Below are 17423 nucleotides of genomic sequence, written 5' to 3'. Positions count from 1 at the left end.
GAGTCGCTTTTCGGTATTCTACCGAGGAGTGGTCCTCTTTCTTATTGCGAACAAAAAAATCCCCTTCGATCAACAGTGTTAAGTCCATGAGATCATGAACTTTTTTTCACTGTCAATCCTAAGGGGATTTTACAAACTAACCTATTCGCACACCTTTTCTTGCGTCAAATTTATTTATTAATGCATCGGGGTATTCATTTTATGATTAACAACTACTCTTTTTATGAAGAAAGCAAGAATTAGTCCTACAATCGCCATACTCATTCCGAAAATAAAAGCATTTTGTACACCGTTCGTGAACGCAGGTAACATATTAGCTGGATCTGCTGGGTTCTCCACAGTTTTCATGTAGCTTTTTGAACCCGCGGTCATAATGCTGACTGCTAATGCAGTACCAATGGCACCAGCAACCTGCTGCAGTGTATTCATAATAGCTGTACCATCTGGATAAAGTTCTAGTGGCAACTGGTTAATACCATTCGTCTGTGCCGGCATAAATACCATTGAAATACCAATCATAAGCGTACTGTGAAGTACGATTACGAACACAACCGTAGAAGCTACAGTAATACTGGAGAAGAACCACAAGGCTACTGCTGCAATAATCAGACCTGGAATCACGAGCCATTTCGGACCGTATTTATCAAACATACGACCCATAATTGGGGACATCAATCCGTTTATAATTCCACCTGGAAGCAGCAACAGACCCGCTTTGAAAGCTGTATAACCTTGTCCTTGTTGAAGGTACATCGGAAGAATCAACATGGAGGACAGAATAACCATCATACAGATAAATACCATAGCTACACCAATAGCGAACATTGGATATTTAAAAGCACGCAGATTAATCATTGGCTCCTTCATCTTCATTTGACGAAGTCCAAACAATAACAGTGCTACTACACCTACGATGATCGCAATGATCACTTTCGGACTTCCCCAGCCCGCTTCTTCCCCGGCGCTACTGAAACCAAACACAATACCGCCAAACCCGAGTGAAGATAAGACAATAGAAAGGATATCAATCTTCGGTTTCGTCACCTTTGTTACATTCTGCATGAACAGAATCCCGAATATCAATGCAATCACTAAGAATGGCAATGACAACCAGAAGATCCAGTGCCAGCTGAGGCTTTCAATAAGCAGTCCAGCAATGGTAGGCCCAATCGCCGGAGCAACCATGATAACCAGACCGATCATCCCCATTGCTGCCCCACGTTTTTCAGGAGCAATGATGATAAGGATTGTATTAAACATCAGTGGTAACAGAAGCGCTGTTCCCATAGCTTGAACCACTCTTGCTGTAAGTAAGAACTCAAAGTTAGGTGATACTGCCGCTAGGAATGTTCCTAGGATTGAAAAACATAAAGCCGCTATAAACAGCTGTCTCGTCGAAAACCATTGAAGCAGCATCCCCGAAATTGGTACTAATATACCCAGTGTAAGCAGATAAGCTGTTGTCAACCATTGTGCCGTTGCTGGGGTAATTTGTAGGACATTCATAAGATCGCTTAAGGCAACATTTAATGCCGTTTCACTGAACATTCCGATAAAACCTGCTAATAATAAAGAGACAAGAATTGGAATAGTCTTAAACTTCTTGACCTCTTTTTGTTGATTCCCTTGCATAGTTGCTTCCACCCTTAATCCTCCTGATAATCTTATCTATTTGTCTGTATCTAACCAAGTATTACTGGGATAAACTTTGCCGCCGCGAGAAGCGGTTGTTCCTCCCGAAAAGTCAGCGTCTGGAGAAGCGCCCCTTCAAATAAAGAGATTACCACTGAAGCCTTATCGGCCGCGGGCTTGTTCTCTACGCCCTCATCCAAAAGACGTTTCTTGATCACATCCTGCAAGTCCATAAACACAGATTTACATGCAGTCCGCAGCTCCTCACTAATACAGGATGTCTCCGCCGCCAACCAAAAACTAAACGGAACAATCCCTTCGTATGAGGATTCCACAGCATCTTTAGCCATTCCTAGAATGAAATCCTCCATTGCCTCAGACGCACTCTTGCTGTTCTCCATATGATGTCTAAGCTTCTGAGCGACAACTTCACTAGTCCGGTTAATACATGTCAAAGCCAGTTCTTCTTTACCGTGAGGAAAGTAGTAATAAAGAGACCCCTTCGGTGAATCGCTGTCTTTAATAATCTGATTCAGTCCTGTTGCATGATATCCCTGAGAAAAAAACAATTTCGAAGCTGTGTCCAAAATCGCCTCACGCGTATTCGGCTTGTTCGACAAGCTGACACTTCCTTTGCATTATAACAATTGGTCTACATAATAAAACCATATTTCAAAGAGATATGTCAACACATAAATTACTTAAATTCAAAGTAATTTTGGTGGAAGATCGTGGGGGTTGGGTTGGGTTGGTTGGGTTAGCTCCATCCTCCCTATCGGACTCAGATGCAGCTATTTGCGCTAAAACATGCTTTTGGGCTCATTTTCGGACCTCACCGTCGCTATTCCCCTCAAACCGGACTGTTTTCATCCCATTTTGTGCACATAGCTGCAATGGAGTCCGATAATTACTCAAAAGGTTACTTTTCCAGCATATAAGGACTCTGGGGTCCGATAGCTCCTAACTTCGTACATCCTTCTACTTCACATTTACTTCTCATCGAGCTATTAGCTTCATTAGGTCGCACACTTGCCTCACACTATTTCCGCGTATGCATTTGTCCGTGTACTCCCTTGCTTCACACTTACTCCCACACTTTTGTTTTCCCTGTACTACACTTGCTCTCAAGCTAACATTCCTATCGGACTCAGATGCAGCTATTTGCGCTAAATCATGTCTTTTCACAATTTTCCGGACCTCACCGTCGCTATTCCCCTCAAACCGGACTGCTTTCATCCCTTTTTGTGCTCATAGCTGCATTGGGGTCCGATAATTACTCAAAAGGTTACTTTTCCAGCATATAAGGACTCTGGGGTCCGATGGAGTGAATGAGATGAGGTGAAGGAGATGGTGTGCAGGAGATGGTGTGCAGGAGATGGTGTGCAGGAGATGGTGTGCAGGAGATGGTGTGAACGAGAGAAGGCCCAATGTGCTGTGGAGAGGAGGTGAGGACGTAATGTGCTTGGGGTGGGATGCTATTAATGTCCATCTGTATTTTCTCAATAAATTACTACCTGCCTCCATCCAGCCCATCTGCTCCTTCTGTCCCCACTCGCCCCATTTGCTCCATCTGCCCCCATCTAGCCCGTCTGCTTCATCCGCCCATCTGCTCCACCTACCTCCATCCGCCCCATATTCCCCCCCGCTTCCAGCCATCTCCATACCTTCTCTCTCCCTCACTAAATTAACTCCCGACACCCCATGTCCGCTTGAAATTATCTACTTCCCATTCCCACAATCACAGCGTATACTATAATTATTCCAATGTGAAAGGTATGAATAAAATGCAAAACGTGCCCAAAGGAATTCCCCGGCCATTAGTAAAAACTAATCAGGCGTTTATCGTCATTTCTGTAATATTAACCTGGCTAACAGGACAACACTGGATACTAGCGCTGCCCTTGTTTGCCGGATTGCTCGGTCTTTTGTTCGGTTATAATCCCATCATTAAGCTAGCTGCCAGGTTTCTGACAAAAGAGCGTTCCCACTATGTACTCGAAGACTGGTCACAACAACAGTTTAATCAAAGCATAGCAGTCTTCTGCCTCGCAGGGGGTCTGATCAGCTTCATCGTTGGCTGGACGATCGCAGCTTACATTTTCACAGCGCTCGTTGCGGTGGCCGCCACTGTGGCAATCCTAGGTTTTTGTATCGGATGTTTTATCCATTATCAATGGAGAATGTACAATTATAGACGTAAACAAAGCAGCACAAATTAAATTTGTTAATCTTAACCTCTCTCTTCTCCAACAACATCCCAGCGATGGTGAAATTGTAGTAACCGTGGATGCAGTGATGAAGGTGCAGATGGCAACAATAACCGAATCTTTACAATCCACTCTTCAAAAGAAGAATAAGATGCAAACTGATTCGCCACCTCAGGCGTTAAATACAGAAAAATCGGCGAAGGATAGATCTCCAAAAGATGCCGCAACGCTGAATCAAGCGGAGTATACTTCTTTCGCTTCCCTTCCAAACTCTCTACCGTGATAAAGCTACGCCCTTGCTCCCTTTTCCATTCATGCAGCCGGTCCTCTCGCTTATAATAAGCGCTCACCGGCTCTTTGCTCATCCGTCGCACCGTTTCCTCATGAAGTGGATATAACACCAGTTTGGTGAAACGCCGGTCTGTTGCAGTTTTTGCCGCCACTTCAAGCTCTTGATCTGTTATATGTTCAAAAGAGTCGTAAAACACTAAAGTCCCTTTACGTTGCTCAACTGGTGGCTCATAGCCATAGGGTACATGCTGAATGTCTCTTTTCAATGAAATCCCTCCTGCTTGTTCTATTTATTAATCATATCATGTGACAACAGCAGGACTATCATTCTTATCCTACAGCTGAAGATGAATGGTTAATGAAATCCTGAACTTTTGATATCAAGGCTGGGTAAATCAAGGGATACGTCAGCTCTTTTGGTATCTCAGTAAATCCTCTGATTTCTGCCATCTCATAAGGAGGAAGTTCTGCGAACTGTTCCACATTTGCAAAATATAACTTACCATAATTTTCTGGAGCGTCGATACTAGTGACCCTATAAATAGCTATTGGAAAAAGTGAGAATTGTTCCGCACCCGTTTCTTCATATAATTCTCTGGCAGCAGCCTGCTCCGGGATTTCGCCAACCTCTATATGCCCTCCGGCAAACTCCCACGTCGAACGGTTCTGATGTCTCGCTAAGATCCATTCTTCACCATGTTTAACTATAATAACAACGTACTTCAGCTCAACTTCTTTTTCCTTATCCAAATCATAAAAGTTTACCTTCAATTATATCCCTCGCCTTCCCTCCAGCCTCAAACATTTTTTGCCGCATCCCAAGCCAATTTATATTCCGCTACATTCCGATACCGCTGCTCCCTCACCGCACCGACAGCCCGCAAAGCAACCTCGTAGAGGGCTTGGCTGGTTTCCCATTTTGCAAACGATCGATCGGATGCTCCTCCTAACAAAACAAATGCTGTGGCGCCCATATTAAATACATTCGTAACTTCATCAATCGGTGCATCCAAGATAAACTCTTCCGGTGACTTAAATCTGGATGAACCCCAGAAGTTCTCTCCTAGATCATTTACAGTAGGCTTACGTCTATAATAATCAATATCACAAATTTTAGTTTCATCGTTTACAAAATCATATAGAATACTTCCATCATAAAAATCGACAGCCACATAACCCTGTAACTCCACATATTCGTGAAACGAAAAGATTACATCTAATGAAGACAGACGTTTTTCAACGGATAATTGCTTATAACGAAAAAAAGGCGACTCCGGATGACTCAGCTTCGCTTCTCCCGCAAACAGCCAATGCGAATGTAAACATTCACCTGCAAACCAATCAAAGACTGCTACATACCCCGACTCAACTTCAAAATGCGACAGTAGCGTGATCAGCGCATCATATCTAAGTTCGTTATATAACGGAATAGCTTCAATTAAACGGTTAACGGCATCCCGAGGATTCCCGGCATAAGTCAAAGGTTTCGCCCCAGCAAATTTCACAAAATACTTCTTCCCATCCTGCTCCACGCCAAAAGAAAGATTTCCGGAGTCTTGCTGATCGAACACTTTAAACACTTTTCCCAGCTTAGTTAACCAAGCAAAATCACAGGCTTCCTGCAATTGAAAAGTTACCGCATCGATTTCATATGTATAATTTTTTTCGCGCAAATTAACCTCCTGCATTCACTTTCTAGATTAAATTTATAAGCTTCATTCATGGTCTTGTTCGATATTTAATCACTAGAATAATAACCAGCAATACAACACATAAAGACATCGTATTCGTAATCAAAAAAGCTAATCCAACCCCCGTAACCGCCAAACTGATCGCATAAGCTTCCATTAGACTAATCCCGAGCAGCATAAGTAAATACGATTTGAGATTTAAATCGGCTACGGATTTTGATTTGAGGATTTGAACAATCTGCGGGATCCATCCCAAAGAAAGAATCACTCCACCTATTAATTGCATGATTGCAAACATAAGAGCACCTCCACGGTTTTATACAGTTGTATTCCGGGCGGCCCGATCTGGTTCCATTTCATGTAAAAAAACAATTAACACTAAGCAAAGTTTAATTTCCCTGCATCTTGCAGCTTACTATACGCATAAGAGGCCGCACCTATAGTTCCTGCTCGACTCCCAAGCTCTGCTTGAACAATTTTACACTTACTGCTTGATAGCTTCAACGCATGCTGATGCACAGTCTCTCTTACAGGTTGGAGCAATTTATCTCCCGCCGCTGCCATTCCCCCGCCTACAATAATAAGATCCGGGTTGAGGATATTCACAACATTCGCTAATCCAAATCCAAGTATAGTTCCAGTCTCCTGCATTACTTCCATAGAGAGAGCGTCTCCAAGTTCGTAAGCCTCAGATATCATTAACGCGGTAATTTGCTCAACTTGATCCTTAGTCCAAGTCTGAATAATACTTGTTCGACCTTCTTTCAGCTTCTCTTTAAAAGTATTCACCATGCCAATCGCGGACACATATCGCCCCAAACAACCGGAGCTTCCACATTTGCAGGGACGCCCGTGCCTGTACATATTCATATGCCCAATTTCACCAGCGCTATAAGACGTACCGTAGATCACTTTTCCGTCGTTCACAATACCCGACCCTAATCCCGTTCCCAAGGTAATCAGAACCAGATTGTTATACCCTCTTCCTGCACCTTGTTGCCATTCACCATAAAGATTAGCCCTAACATCATTATCAATAAAAGTAGGAAAGTCATAGAATTTTTTCATCTCATCTACAACATGTACATGCTCCCAATCCGGAAAATTCGGTGAGAAAAAAGAAATTCCCGTTACTGGATCAAGTAATCCTGGCACTCCGATTCCCATTCCTTCTACCAAATCTAATGGAATATTCGCTTCATCCGTGATTAAACATACTGCTTCTCTAATCCGTCCCAACACATGGGCTGGGCCCTTAGCAGCCTCTGTTGGTATAGATCTTTCTTTTACAGCTATAAAATCAGTATCGTAAATCCCTGCTTTAATATTGGTTCCGCCAAGATCAATCCCTATCATATACCGTTTCATAAAAACCTCCAGAATTAGATATTCTATCGCTTTCGATTAAGTTCTAGTACTAACTGCCGCTTCCGTTTCAGCTAACATCAAGCGGTTCACACCCATCTTAATCTGATTCTCGGTGAGATTAGAATAACCAAGTAGAAAGACAGGACCTTGAGGTTTACTGCCCACGAAATAAGAAGACGCAGGATAGACCCGAACTCCATATCGTAACGCCAATTCAGCTATACGATACTCTTCGGCATTGGATTCCAGTTCAATTAATAAATGAAGACCCGCCTCTTCCCCATAATAGCGTACACGACTGCCAAATTCAGCATCTAAACTTTTTACTAGACAAGCCCTGCGGGCAGCATAAAGTTTCCCCATCTGTGTAACATGCCTTGCATAATGTCCATTCTGAATAAATTCCGCCAACGCTTCCTGATCCAGAGCAGAAGACATACGATCTGTTATCCATTTGACCGCCAAAAAAGGTTGAATCAAAGTCGGAGGCAATACAACATAACCTATGCGCAGAGAAGGAAATAACACTTTACTAAAACTGCCTACATAAATTACTCTACCGTCAACATCTAGTCCAGCAAGTGATGAAAGCTTCGGACCCTCGTACCTGTATTCACTATCATAATCATCTTCAATAATAAAAGCTTGATTGGCTTTGGCCCATTCCAGTAACTGCACTCTTCGTTTCATCGACAGGGTCACCCCGAAAGGAAACTGATGCGAGGGAGTGACATAAGCTAGTTTTGGTTTTTTATGAGGACCTTCTTTGATGGTATCACAGCTTACTTGAAGCTCATCTACAGAAATACCCTCTAGGTCAACCCTTATGGGTGTAACCACCGCTCCAGCGAACGAAAAAATCTCCCGCACAACGTTATGTGATGGATCTTCAACAATAACATGATCACCTTTTGAAACAAAAATTCTCGATAATATATCCAATGCCTGCGTAGCCCCAGATGTAATCACAATTTGCTCCGGAACCACGGGCATCGAACGAGTAGACCGTAATAAACGTGCAATCTCTTGGCGTAGTCCCAAAGAGCCCTCGACCGGGCCGTAACCCAAAGTATCAGGAGATGCACGACGACAGGCATTCATTAATGCTTTTTGCCACTGATCCATTGGAAAAGCGTCCCATGCAGGTACACCGTGCCGAAAATTACATAATACTGTGTTCAAGTCGTTTTCTATAATAGAAGAAGGATTGAGTGTAAGGAAATCAGGACCTTTCGTTATAAAATTGTAAGGGTTCTCAGAATCCTGGGGGTCTTTCTCCTCCACCGGCAGCCCCGCTATATAGGTTCCTGCCCCTTTTCTCATCTCCAGATAACCCTCTGCTTGAAGTAGCTCGTAGGATTGAAGAATTACACTTCTGGATACTTCCAGTTGATTAGCCAAAGTCCTTGATGGAGGCAGTGAATCCCCCCCACTTAAAGCTCCTGAATGGATAGCATTACGAACCTGCTCATAAATTTGACGGCTTAATGGAATGGGTCTTTGTTTATCGAGAGTAATCAGCAAATCATGCTTCATAAGATTTCCTACCCTTCTAATCCGGGTTTTCTTAATGGTTCATAGTAAGGATTTTTACAATTAGTGCTGCAGAAACAGCGCCTAAGATCACGAGTAACAGCGGGATTTTCCTAATTAATACCAGTATAACAGCGACTATACCCGAAGCGATACCTACAAGATTGTCATCTGCGTCCACCTGAAATATCCCAGGAACCGTTAAAGCACTAAGAACCGCGATAGGCAAATATTCCAACAAAGCTTGGACTTTGGAAGAGCCATTCGTATGCTTTGTCAGCAGCAAAGGTACAAAACGAAATGAAAATGTAAGGATTGCCATCCCGATAATGATCAGAATAGTCATACGGATACCTCCTTTTCTACTTCAGCTTGCTCTCGAAATAAGGAGCCTACTGCCATACCCATAAACATAGCTGCAAGTATCGAGGAGTTTCCAAGTACGGGATGTAGAAGCCATGAAGAACCCGCCGCTGCTAAACATATGGCCAAATTCCGAATGCTTCCCTTTAGTTGTGGCACTATTAGTGCTATCAGTAAGGCATATAATGAGGTGTTCAAAGCAGGTAAGTATATAGCCGGAATGTAGGATGCCAGCGATATTCCCGCAGCTGTTGCCAGCAAATTTGCTATATACGGAGGAATTTGTAGACCCAGCAAATATGGAAGAGTTATATTTTCTTTTGAATGATTGCGGGGGATCATACTAACAGCGTACACTTCTTCTGTTAAACTGAACCCAATCCAGACTTTGGCCAGCGGATTGATTGTACGGTCAAGCTGACTCCCAAAAGATAGGCTGATAAACAAATATCTTAAATTAATGATCAACGTAAGCAGCAGGATCATTGGAGCGGCGGCACCAGCGGCAAGCATTTTTACGCCAATAAATTGGCTGGCTCCCGCAAATACGAGCGCTGACAATAAGAACACTTCCAGACTCCCCAGGCCTAATCCCTTACCGACCAATCCAAACGTAAAACAAGCAGGAATAAATCCTGCAACAATAGCTACAGAATCCTTAAGACCCGTTCTAAACATCACTTTCTGATCACTCATAAGTTTTTCTCTCCCTTATCGTTGTCCCTAGAGAGAGCATACTTGGATACAATTCTGGTGGAAATAACCGCATGGGTGCGTATGTACCATACCAATTTCTTGACATAGAAAAAAGACCGCCCGCTAAGAGAGCGATCTTTAATGAAGGTTAAACCTCCTGAGGACTTTCCATAATCCCGCTGATTTCTTGTTGAATTTGTGATTTAATCTGATCTACATGGTCAAAATCTGTAGCTGCGGCATAGATTGTCTTTAACTCATCCAAAAATACTTTGGCATCTGTCAGATGTTGAATGGATTGTTTCATGGTGCTGGAATATCGCTCTTTAATACCTGCGATGGCTTCGGCAAAAGCTTCATCCGTACCTGGCTGAATGCACCGTGAATACATATCAACAATCTCGTCGGTAGCACGGTCAGGGAAATACTCATGCGGAGCTGTGCTGTCAAAAATAGCAAACCCAAGCTCGCGTACGATAATCATATCAAGGCTGTTCGGATCGAAACCACAGTGGTAAATCTCAACATCGACACCACGTTTTATTCCTTCAGCCGCCAATTTTTTTAAAAGTGTAGATTTACCGGAACCCGCGCGACCTTTTACAAGATATCTTTTTAGCCCTGCGGTTAAATTAGGTACAAAATCCACTGCACCCTTAGGCGTAGCTGCACCTAAAAAACGGTGATCCACTCGGCTTACTTTTTCGAAGTTCTGATCACCATACAGAAGTTGAATATACTCCTGAGTCAGCTCATCAGCGGCTTGGAAATTCATTGTCGCAATATAAATCGCTTCCCATTCGTCATGAATGCGGAGTGCTTCAGCAAAGCCTGAATAAGCTAGTTCATGCTCTTCCGTGTACTGATCAACTAAGCTGTCGATCTCAACACAACGCTGGCTTAACTGGAGCGTATCGACGGCCTGCTCCAAATTCACATGTATGATGGCCTCTTCAGGCAATTCTGGCTTAATGACCCGTGGAGCCGTACCATCTATAATTCCTACTTTTAATTCAGGAATAACCACTCCGTCGAGTGAATCATTATCTGACGCTGCGTGAATTAACCAGATCTCATAACCTTGTTGAGCCAGAAGATCTCCAATTTCTCGAATGATTCTAGTTTTCCCCGTACCGGGGCCTCCTTTTAAAACAAACAAACGTGTTAAACCTTGCAATGACGACTCATAGAGGTTAGAGAAGCCGTGAGCTGTGTTACCGCCAGCAAAGAAATTCAGGATTGTTCCGTCCATAATCGCACACCTTTCCGGGCTGATGTCATATTTCATTGTTCATCTTATTAACGTTCTGCGGGAAGGGTGACGCTTTAGAAATCGAAGTTAAGCAGGAATCTAACATTTATGTGACAACACACTCTTGGATTATTCTTAATTGTATTTGCTCAGTATCTCTTTCGCTTCCCTCTGCGTCATATTTCCTTGCTTGACTTGTTGCTCACAGTAAGGTTTAACCTTAGCAAGAAGCTCTTCCTTCGTGTCAAACGGGCCAAATGAGATAACCTCACCGTTGTCCGACGAAATGGTTTCACTGTAGACAGAAGTACTTATTTCAGTCGCATTAGAGGACAACATCATGTCGTCCTGACCATTCACGGTCTTTGAAATTTTTGTCCCGTTCTTAATATCAGCAAGATTTTTTTCATACCTAGCGATAACATCATCCACACGCTTCTGTGTCCATGTGAACCACCCATCTCCTGAGGTCCATGCTTTTCCTCCAATTATTTTTGGGAGTTCTATTTTTTCATCTTCGAGCCAAGCTTTGTATTCATCATAAGTCCACCATTCTACATCTGAAACGGGATATTTTGCTTCATACTCCACTTGGTTCATCCATGTCTTTCCTCCATTCGTTGAGTACTGAATATTATCATTGTCCCCACGAGTCAACACAGATGAATCTTGATTCGTGTTCAAGCCAGCAGACTTCGCTGAACTGGTTGCAAAAACAGCCGTAGCACCAACAACTAAGACAATGGCTAGAACAGTCGCAAAGGTGGTCGTTTTTTTCATCTTCATAATCATCATAATCCTTTCTTCAATCGCATTTTTTGAAAAATGATTGCTTAAAGGGTTTAGCTTATTCTTTCGTTCTTCCATTGTTATAAGAGACATCGCATAAGCTCTTTTCGTTGTTTCGCCAAATGATCGCACAACCGTTTCATCACAGGAATGTTCAATATCACGATTAGCCAGCATATACATGACCCACACTAACGGATTAAACCAATGAACACAGAGAACAGCTGTTAATATCAGCTTCGTTATCTGATCGAATCGTCGAATATGTACTAGTTCATGCATAAGAATGTATTGTATCTGCTCAACATTACTCCAGTCTGTATTTTTCGGCAGTAGGATTACTGGATGCTTAATTCCATAGGTTAGGGGTGAACGGATTAAATCCAATTGCCGGATCTGTATCGTGCGAGTCAACTTATGTTCATCTAGCCACTTCAAAGCAACTGGATGATCAACAGGCAAAGAAGCATGAAATTCTCTTCGACATTTCACATAAGTGATGATGAAGTACAATGCGGAAATAACCATACCCATTATCCAAATGACTAAGATAGACGAGATAGCAAAAGACAAATGGTTATTAATCGACTGAACCTCAGAAGTCGAAGTCGAACCTACTAGATTCATGGGTAAGGTTAGAGGGGAGGACGGATTAACGAAAGTCACATTGTTCGAATTATTCAAAGGTAAACTATCAACCCATGTGTAAATACTAAATGGTGACGGCAAAGAAAAGGGAATCAGTAGTCTGTATACAACCACCCCCCATAACACCATAAAGGTTTTCTTAGGCAGCTTATTGATGACCAGCGATCGAATGACAATAATAGCCACGATCATCACCGCAGCAGTAAAACTCATATTCATAAAGGTGCTCATAGGCCATCACCTCATTCAACGTTATCGACGATTTGTTTGAGCTTCTCAATCTGTTGAGCAGATAATTTCTTACGCCCAAGTAAGGATGCAAATAACTTGTCGACAGAACCATTGAACACCTTGTCAATCAGCTCATCTGTCTCCATTTCTTGTACCTGCACCTTAGCAATTAACGCATGACACATAAAATTAGGTTCATAGCGCTCAATTGCACCTTTACCAATACACTTTTTGATAACAGTATAAGTTGTATTCATATTCCAACCAATCTCAGCCTTCAAAATATCAGAAATTTGTTTGGCAGACCTATCTCCTTCTTTCCATAACACTTCCATTACTTTAAGTTCCGAATCAAAAAGTTTAATAGTCATTTAAATCATCTCCTTACACTATTGCAATAGTTTGGGTCTCGGATACAGACTACTCCAATAGTTTGACGAAGTCAACACTGCTGCTATAGTTATTTTCAACAGAAAAATTCGTGGGTGTACTGAAACTTCCGAGGAAATGGCAAACTAAAGAAAGGGCTACCACTAGGCAGCCCTCTTTAATCTTTTGAATACCATCCGACATCACTTCACAAAACGATCCAAAAACCTCTTAATGACGGGAACATCTGGAGGAGACAGCTCGCTTGGCAATTCTGCATAATTAAAAAAACGCAATTCCTGCACTTCAATTCCATCTACCTTTAGCGCCCCATCAAAGTCTGTGCATAGATACGCAGCCACAACATTATATACTTCATCCCCGTGCGGGTATTTATAATAAAGATCTTTTCCAGAGAACATGTCGAACAATTCAAGACCTTTGGCTGTTAAGCCCGTTTCCTCAAAAAGCTCCCTCTTAGCGACCTCTTCTAAAGTCTCCCCAAGCTCCATCGAGCCACCTGGTAAACCCCAGCATCCGTTGTCCGTTCTACGTTGTAATAATAATTGATGATTGCTGCACAATAAAACACAGGCTCCTGCCATTATAAGCGGTCTGGTACCTACCAGCTTTCTTAACTCCATAATATAATCGCTCAAAAAACTACATCCTTTCTTCTAATAGGCTCAAATATCCTAAGCTAATTAAAATTTATTTCTTTTTCTGCACATGAAAACCATTGTCTTGCGCGTAATTTTCAATGCTCCAAATACCTATTCCCCGCTCTCGCGCCTTATCCTGAATCGCTCTAAATTGATCTACGTATTTTGTATTAGGTGCAAATACATAGGCTACACGTGCATAACCCTGCTCTAGCAGAATCTCATTGAACATTTTCCCATCTATATAGAGGTAACAAAGTAGGCGGCCATATTTGTCCCGCTCCGATACATCAAGTTCAATTTGTACATCTTTATCCGTAAGCATCTTTTTGGCGAAATCAGAAGCTTCTAGCGAAAAGGGCTGTGGTTCGGGGATGTTCGGATTCACTGACTCTGGAGTATCAACCAGCAATAAACGAATGGTTTCCTTTTTGCCGCCTATAGTCAGCTTCATGGTGTCACCATCGACTACTCGTGTTACCTTTGCATCTATTAAACGTTTGTTGTCCTCTGTTGTATTGTCTGGCGTAGAACCCAATCCAGAACTGGAATCAGCCGTAATCGTTGGAACTGGCTCTAAAGTAATCTGCTCGGCTAAGTTGCAGGCAGTTGTTGTTCCAAGTAAGAGTGTGATAGCTAAAAAGCTTTTTACTAGATAAATCTTATTCATTGTTAACCTCTTTCTTATACACGTATGTAATTTCATGGGGTCTATTAAAAATAAATTAAAAAACTTAAAAACACAAGACTGTACTACTAATCATAGAAAACAGCGACAGCCGTGTACCAGAAAAAAGATACTTGGCTATCGCTGTTTCGCCTTTACTCTACCCCGTTTAATTTGGAAATCTTTATTTTGATTATGATCGATAAGAAAGCAAGCAGGGAAAACATAATTCCGATCCAGATGAGTTGCTGTATTCCTGCATGAGAAATAAACCAGCCACCGATAGCAGTCCCTATAGTAATTCCAAGGTTGGAAAATGAGATAAACAAGCTGTTACCGAATTCGGGAGCTTCTTTCGCCTCCGTCGTTAACCATGCTTGACTGACAATCAGTCCGCCGGAATGCACTGCCCCCCAAATGATTATGATAACAACCATCGGAAGGAAATAAGAACCTAGATAATATACGAATAAGTAAGTTACCGCATATAACAATGGAAACATGATAACGGTCTTTGTAATGCCTTTATGCAAAAGGCTTCCAAATAAAAAATTCCCAAAAATCATGATTATCCCAAAGGCCATCAACATGATACTAATCCATGAGCCGTTCATATATGTTACCTGCCCAAGATATTCAGCAAAATAACTGTACACAGAAAACATAGCTGCAAAGATAAAAATAACTGCCACAATATTTAACCACAATAGGGGCTTGCGTAAAATACCAAGTTGTTTACCATATGACATTTTTTCTTTAACTGGCATGGAAGGAAGCCAAGCTAGTATTCCTAAAAAGGCAATTATACTTACGACAGCTCCAAACAGAAAAGCGACTTCTAACGAAATTTTGTCCGCGAGATAAGAAGTCAAAGGCACACCAAAAGCAAACCCGACCGTTATTCCGGCGAAAACCTTTGTAACTGCTTTGGTGCTCTTTTCCGGAGGGACAAGTTGGGCAGCGGTAACAAGTGCAACTGAAAAAAACACGGGATGAAAAATAGCAGGGATAATACGGAAAATCAGCATTACTTCAAACATGGTCGTATACGCATAAACAATATTTGAAATTGCAAAAATAAGTACAGCAGTTAATAGAATTACTTTACGATTAATTCCAGAAGCCAATAAGGTCAGAAATGGACCTGAAATAGCAACAACTAAAGCAAATATACTTACAAGCCATCCAGACTGAGAAGTTGATATATTAAATTTTTGAGTTACCTGTGGCAGAACACCTATAATCCCCATTTCCGTTGTAATAATGCCAAATACGCCTAAAGCCAAAATAATAATAAGTAAAGGGTTAACCTTTTTCATTTTAAAATAATCCTCCATTTATATTTACATATTCAGATTTGTAGATATGTATTATCAAAAAAAAGCCCTCCCTCCTTTCTCCTATAGTTTCTCTTTAATATACTCGGAAAACTCTTGAATTGTCTTTTCGTTTCGACGATAATACGTCCACTTCCCAATTCGCTCAGATTCCAGCAAACCAGCTTTTTGCATAGTCAATAGATAGCTCGAAATAACCGACTGTGCAAGCCCCGCTTTAGCTTGAATATCTCCCACGCAAATCCCAATTTGAAAATTTAGGCCTTGTTGTAAATAAGGCTTTTCATCAAAAAATTCCTCGGGAGTTTTTAGCCACATCATAATTTGACTGCGAGTCTCGTTAGACAACGCTTTGAATATCAATAAAGGTTCCATGTGTTCCATTATATCTATTTTTATAGATTTGTAAATACAAAAGATGCCGATGTCTCGTTGTTGCAATAACATTATGTAGATTCATATTTCGTATCGAATTGTTCGTTTAGTGAATTAAATATTTCCATATCAACCAGCACAGCAGTACAGATACCCAAGAAATGAAACCGAAAATCATCACGATTTTGTTTTCACTCCATCCGTATTTTAAGCTGAAGTGGTAATGGATCGGAGCCATCCGGAATAGCCGCAGCTTCGTCCGTTTGTAGTACCAAACTTGTAAAATGACCGACAACTGCTCCGCAAAATAAACGAAAAACAAAATCGGAATCAAAAGCTCAACCTTTTCAATGACAGCCAGAACGGAAAGGGAGCCACCGATCGCGAGTGATCCAGTATCGCCCATAAACGCTCTTGCAGGATAAATATTGTAAAGCAAAAGCCCTAGCAGACAACCGATCATAACAAGTGAAAATGTCTGCACTTCAGGTTTGTCCGAAATCATAAAAAAGAAAAAATACGACGGTATGGCAACATTGATCAGTAGCCCATCGAGACCATCTGTAAAATTGATGGCATTCGCGGATCCGACCACAAACAGCAAAATGATGGCCACATAAAGGTACACAGGCAACTGCAGATTTTGGCCTTTAAATAACTCGATATTACTCGTCAGGCCGAACGAATGGAATAACACATATAATATAAATCCAGTAAAAAGAAATTGAAGCACTAGTTTTGAGCGGCCGCTGATGCCGGATGGGTTTTGCCAAAAAGCCTTTTTGAAATCATCCAAAAATCCGACTGAACTAAACAACAAAAACGTAACGCATAAGAGTAACATTAGAGGCCCGGGTTGAAACTGCAGCGAAATCGCTATCCCGATAAGCAGGATCAACCCTGCCATTAGTGGTGTACCCCGTTTGGCCTGATGATCTGCTGGAAGCTCGGCACGAATTGGCTGCGTTAACCTCAGTCTATGCAGCGTCCAGATTAATAGAGGCGTAAACACCGCCACCAGAAGAAAAGACAGGCCGGAAACAGCCAGAATTCCATACATATAAAGAACTCCCCTCTTTGAAAAAGATCATTTATAATACTCACAAAATATTTCTAGAGTTAATGAGGTCGTCTGTAATTATGTACTCTTTTCATCTGTTGATAAAGAGAAATTATTCTATTTTTATTTCCTGTTTTCTGCTGTGAAACTACTGGGAATTTTCTATAAGCAGATTCCAAAGCATAAACTTGCCCAACGAGAAAGTTTGCACATTGGGCAAGTTTACATTAGTATAAAGTCAGTAATCCTAAT

Annotated in this window: 19 protein-coding genes; 1 reads left to right on the top strand and 18 read right to left on the bottom strand. The window is 41.7% G+C overall.

The features are described 5' to 3' along the window. Positions 1-177: 177 nt before the first annotated feature. The gene (locus NST94_RS13255; protein WP_076130929.1) at positions 178-1632 is read right to left on the bottom strand and encodes a DHA2 family efflux MFS transporter permease subunit; all 1455 of its coding nucleotides are present in this window, start codon (positions 1630-1632) and stop codon (positions 178-180) included. A 50-nt stretch (positions 1633-1682) separates the two neighbouring features. Further along, positions 1683-2252, bottom strand: a complete 570-nt coding sequence (locus NST94_RS13250; protein ID WP_076186025.1) for a TetR/AcrR family transcriptional regulator — start codon at positions 2250-2252, stop codon at positions 1683-1685. Positions 2253-3416: 1164 nt separating this feature from the next. Here NST94_RS13250 and NST94_RS13245 point away from each other — a divergent pair. After that, positions 3417-3851 (top strand): DUF4395 domain-containing protein, encoded by a 435-nt coding sequence (locus NST94_RS13245; protein ID WP_076126204.1) that lies wholly within the window; start codon positions 3417-3419, stop codon positions 3849-3851. An 11-nt stretch (positions 3852-3862) separates the two neighbouring features. Here the strand turns inward: NST94_RS13245 and NST94_RS13240 are convergent, their stop codons facing one another. The 16 genes from NST94_RS13240 to mraY all read right to left on the bottom strand — a co-directional run bounded on the left by NST94_RS13240 (position 3863) and on the right by mraY (position 17171). Continuing rightward, positions 3863-4396: a hypothetical protein gene (locus NST94_RS13240; protein ID WP_076305476.1), complete on the bottom strand. Its 534-nt coding sequence runs from the start codon at positions 4394-4396 to the stop codon at positions 3863-3865. Positions 4397-4460: 64 nt separating this feature from the next. Further along, positions 4461-4901 (bottom strand): NUDIX domain-containing protein, encoded by a 441-nt coding sequence (locus tag NST94_RS13235; RefSeq protein WP_280752839.1) that lies wholly within the window; start codon positions 4899-4901, stop codon positions 4461-4463. A gap of 26 nt (positions 4902-4927) precedes the next feature. Continuing rightward, positions 4928-5803, bottom strand: coding sequence for a serine/threonine protein kinase (locus tag NST94_RS13230; RefSeq protein WP_280752838.1), 876 nt, complete (start codon positions 5801-5803; stop codon positions 4928-4930). 46 nt (positions 5804-5849) lie between these two features. Beyond that, positions 5850-6119, bottom strand: coding sequence for a PQ-loop domain-containing transporter (locus tag NST94_RS13225; protein WP_076126195.1), 270 nt, complete (start codon positions 6117-6119; stop codon positions 5850-5852). 80 nt (positions 6120-6199) lie between these two features. Continuing rightward, on the bottom strand, positions 6200-7189 hold the full coding sequence (locus NST94_RS13220) for an ROK family protein (RefSeq protein ID WP_339282054.1): 990 nt from the start codon (positions 7187-7189) through the stop codon (positions 6200-6202). 36 nt (positions 7190-7225) lie between these two features. Then, the gene (locus NST94_RS13215) at positions 7226-8725 is read right to left on the bottom strand and encodes a PLP-dependent aminotransferase family protein (protein ID WP_339282053.1); all 1500 of its coding nucleotides are present in this window, start codon (positions 8723-8725) and stop codon (positions 7226-7228) included. A gap of 31 nt (positions 8726-8756) precedes the next feature. Continuing rightward, positions 8757-9068, bottom strand: a complete 312-nt coding sequence (locus tag NST94_RS13210; RefSeq protein ID WP_036686713.1) for an AzlD domain-containing protein — start codon at positions 9066-9068, stop codon at positions 8757-8759. Continuing rightward, positions 9065-9781, bottom strand: a complete 717-nt coding sequence (locus tag NST94_RS13205; RefSeq protein ID WP_339282052.1) for an AzlC family ABC transporter permease — start codon at positions 9779-9781, stop codon at positions 9065-9067. Before NST94_RS13205 ends, NST94_RS13210 begins: the two co-directional genes overlap by 4 nt. A 148-nt stretch (positions 9782-9929) precedes the next feature. Beyond that, a complete protein-coding gene (locus NST94_RS13200) occupies positions 9930-11033 on the bottom strand; it encodes a PRK06851 family protein (protein ID WP_076183817.1) in 1104 nt (367 codons plus the stop codon). A gap of 135 nt (positions 11034-11168) precedes the next feature. Beyond that, entirely contained in the window at positions 11169-12701 is a 1533-nt protein-coding gene (locus tag NST94_RS13195; protein ID WP_339190846.1) for a M56 family metallopeptidase, read from the bottom strand. An 11-nt stretch (positions 12702-12712) separates the two neighbouring features. Beyond that, positions 12713-13072 carry a BlaI/MecI/CopY family transcriptional regulator gene (locus tag NST94_RS13190; protein ID WP_076126183.1) on the bottom strand — a complete coding sequence of 120 codons (360 nt, stop codon included), beginning with the start codon at positions 13070-13072 and terminating at the stop codon, positions 12713-12715. A gap of 201 nt (positions 13073-13273) precedes the next feature. Continuing rightward, on the bottom strand, positions 13274-13714 hold the full coding sequence (locus tag NST94_RS13185) for an NUDIX hydrolase (protein WP_076126240.1): 441 nt from the start codon (positions 13712-13714) through the stop codon (positions 13274-13276). Positions 13715-13781: 67 nt separating this feature from the next. Beyond that, positions 13782-14402 carry a thermonuclease family protein gene (locus NST94_RS13180; RefSeq protein WP_076126181.1) on the bottom strand — a complete coding sequence of 207 codons (621 nt, stop codon included), beginning with the start codon at positions 14400-14402 and terminating at the stop codon, positions 13782-13784. 152 nt (positions 14403-14554) lie between these two features. Next, positions 14555-15718 (bottom strand): MFS transporter, encoded by a 1164-nt coding sequence (locus tag NST94_RS13175; RefSeq protein WP_339282051.1) that lies wholly within the window; start codon positions 15716-15718, stop codon positions 14555-14557. A gap of 81 nt (positions 15719-15799) precedes the next feature. Continuing rightward, entirely contained in the window at positions 15800-16111 is a 312-nt protein-coding gene (locus NST94_RS13170; RefSeq protein ID WP_076183917.1) for a helix-turn-helix transcriptional regulator, read from the bottom strand. 106 nt (positions 16112-16217) lie between these two features. Then, the gene (gene mraY / locus NST94_RS13165) at positions 16218-17171 is read right to left on the bottom strand and encodes a phospho-N-acetylmuramoyl-pentapeptide-transferase (protein ID WP_076126177.1); all 954 of its coding nucleotides are present in this window, start codon (positions 17169-17171) and stop codon (positions 16218-16220) included. Between the last annotated feature and the right edge of the window lie 252 nt (positions 17172-17423).

The organism is Paenibacillus sp. FSL H8-0282, assembly GCF_037963825.1.
GTDB classification, from domain to species: Bacteria; Bacillota; Bacilli; order Paenibacillales; family Paenibacillaceae; genus Paenibacillus_AQ; species Paenibacillus_AQ odorifer.
Note: the sequence above shows the minus strand (reverse complement) of the source record. Positions and strands in the feature narration are given on the sequence as shown.

Coding starts and splice junctions, on each gene's coding strand:
- NST94_RS13195 (WP_339190846.1), bottom strand. CDS start 12,701: ATGAGCACCTTTATGAATATGAGTTTTACTGCTGCGGTGATGATCGTG.
- mraY (WP_076126177.1), bottom strand. CDS start 17,171: ATGTATGGAATTCTGGCTGTTTCCGGCCTGTCTTTTCTTCTGGTGGCG.
- NST94_RS13210 (WP_036686713.1), bottom strand. CDS start 9,068: ATGACTATTCTGATCATTATCGGGATGGCAATCCTTACATTTTCATTT.
- NST94_RS13245 (WP_076126204.1), top strand. CDS start 3,417: ATGCAAAACGTGCCCAAAGGAATTCCCCGGCCATTAGTAAAAACTAAT.
- NST94_RS13190 (WP_076126183.1), bottom strand. CDS start 13,072: ATGACTATTAAACTTTTTGATTCGGAACTTAAAGTAATGGAAGTGTTA.
- NST94_RS13255 (WP_076130929.1), bottom strand. CDS start 1,632: ATGCAAGGGAATCAACAAAAAGAGGTCAAGAAGTTTAAGACTATTCCA.
- NST94_RS13180 (WP_076126181.1), bottom strand. CDS start 14,402: ATGAATAAGATTTATCTAGTAAAAAGCTTTTTAGCTATCACACTCTTA.
- NST94_RS13185 (WP_076126240.1), bottom strand. CDS start 13,714: ATGGAGTTAAGAAAGCTGGTAGGTACCAGACCGCTTATAATGGCAGGA.
- NST94_RS13200 (WP_076183817.1), bottom strand. CDS start 11,033: ATGGACGGAACAATCCTGAATTTCTTTGCTGGCGGTAACACAGCTCAC.
- NST94_RS13175 (WP_339282051.1), bottom strand. CDS start 15,718: ATGAAAAAGGTTAACCCTTTACTTATTATTATTTTGGCTTTAGGCGTA.
- NST94_RS13225 (WP_076126195.1), bottom strand. CDS start 6,119: ATGTTTGCAATCATGCAATTAATAGGTGGAGTGATTCTTTCTTTGGGA.
- NST94_RS13205 (WP_339282052.1), bottom strand. CDS start 9,781: ATGAGTGATCAGAAAGTGATGTTTAGAACGGGTCTTAAGGATTCTGTA.
- NST94_RS13170 (WP_076183917.1), bottom strand. CDS start 16,111: ATGGAACCTTTATTGATATTCAAAGCGTTGTCTAACGAGACTCGCAGT.
- NST94_RS13215 (WP_339282053.1), bottom strand. CDS start 8,725: ATGAAGCATGATTTGCTGATTACTCTCGATAAACAAAGACCCATTCCA.
- NST94_RS13220 (WP_339282054.1), bottom strand. CDS start 7,189: ATGAAACGGTATATGATAGGGATTGATCTTGGCGGAACCAATATTAAA.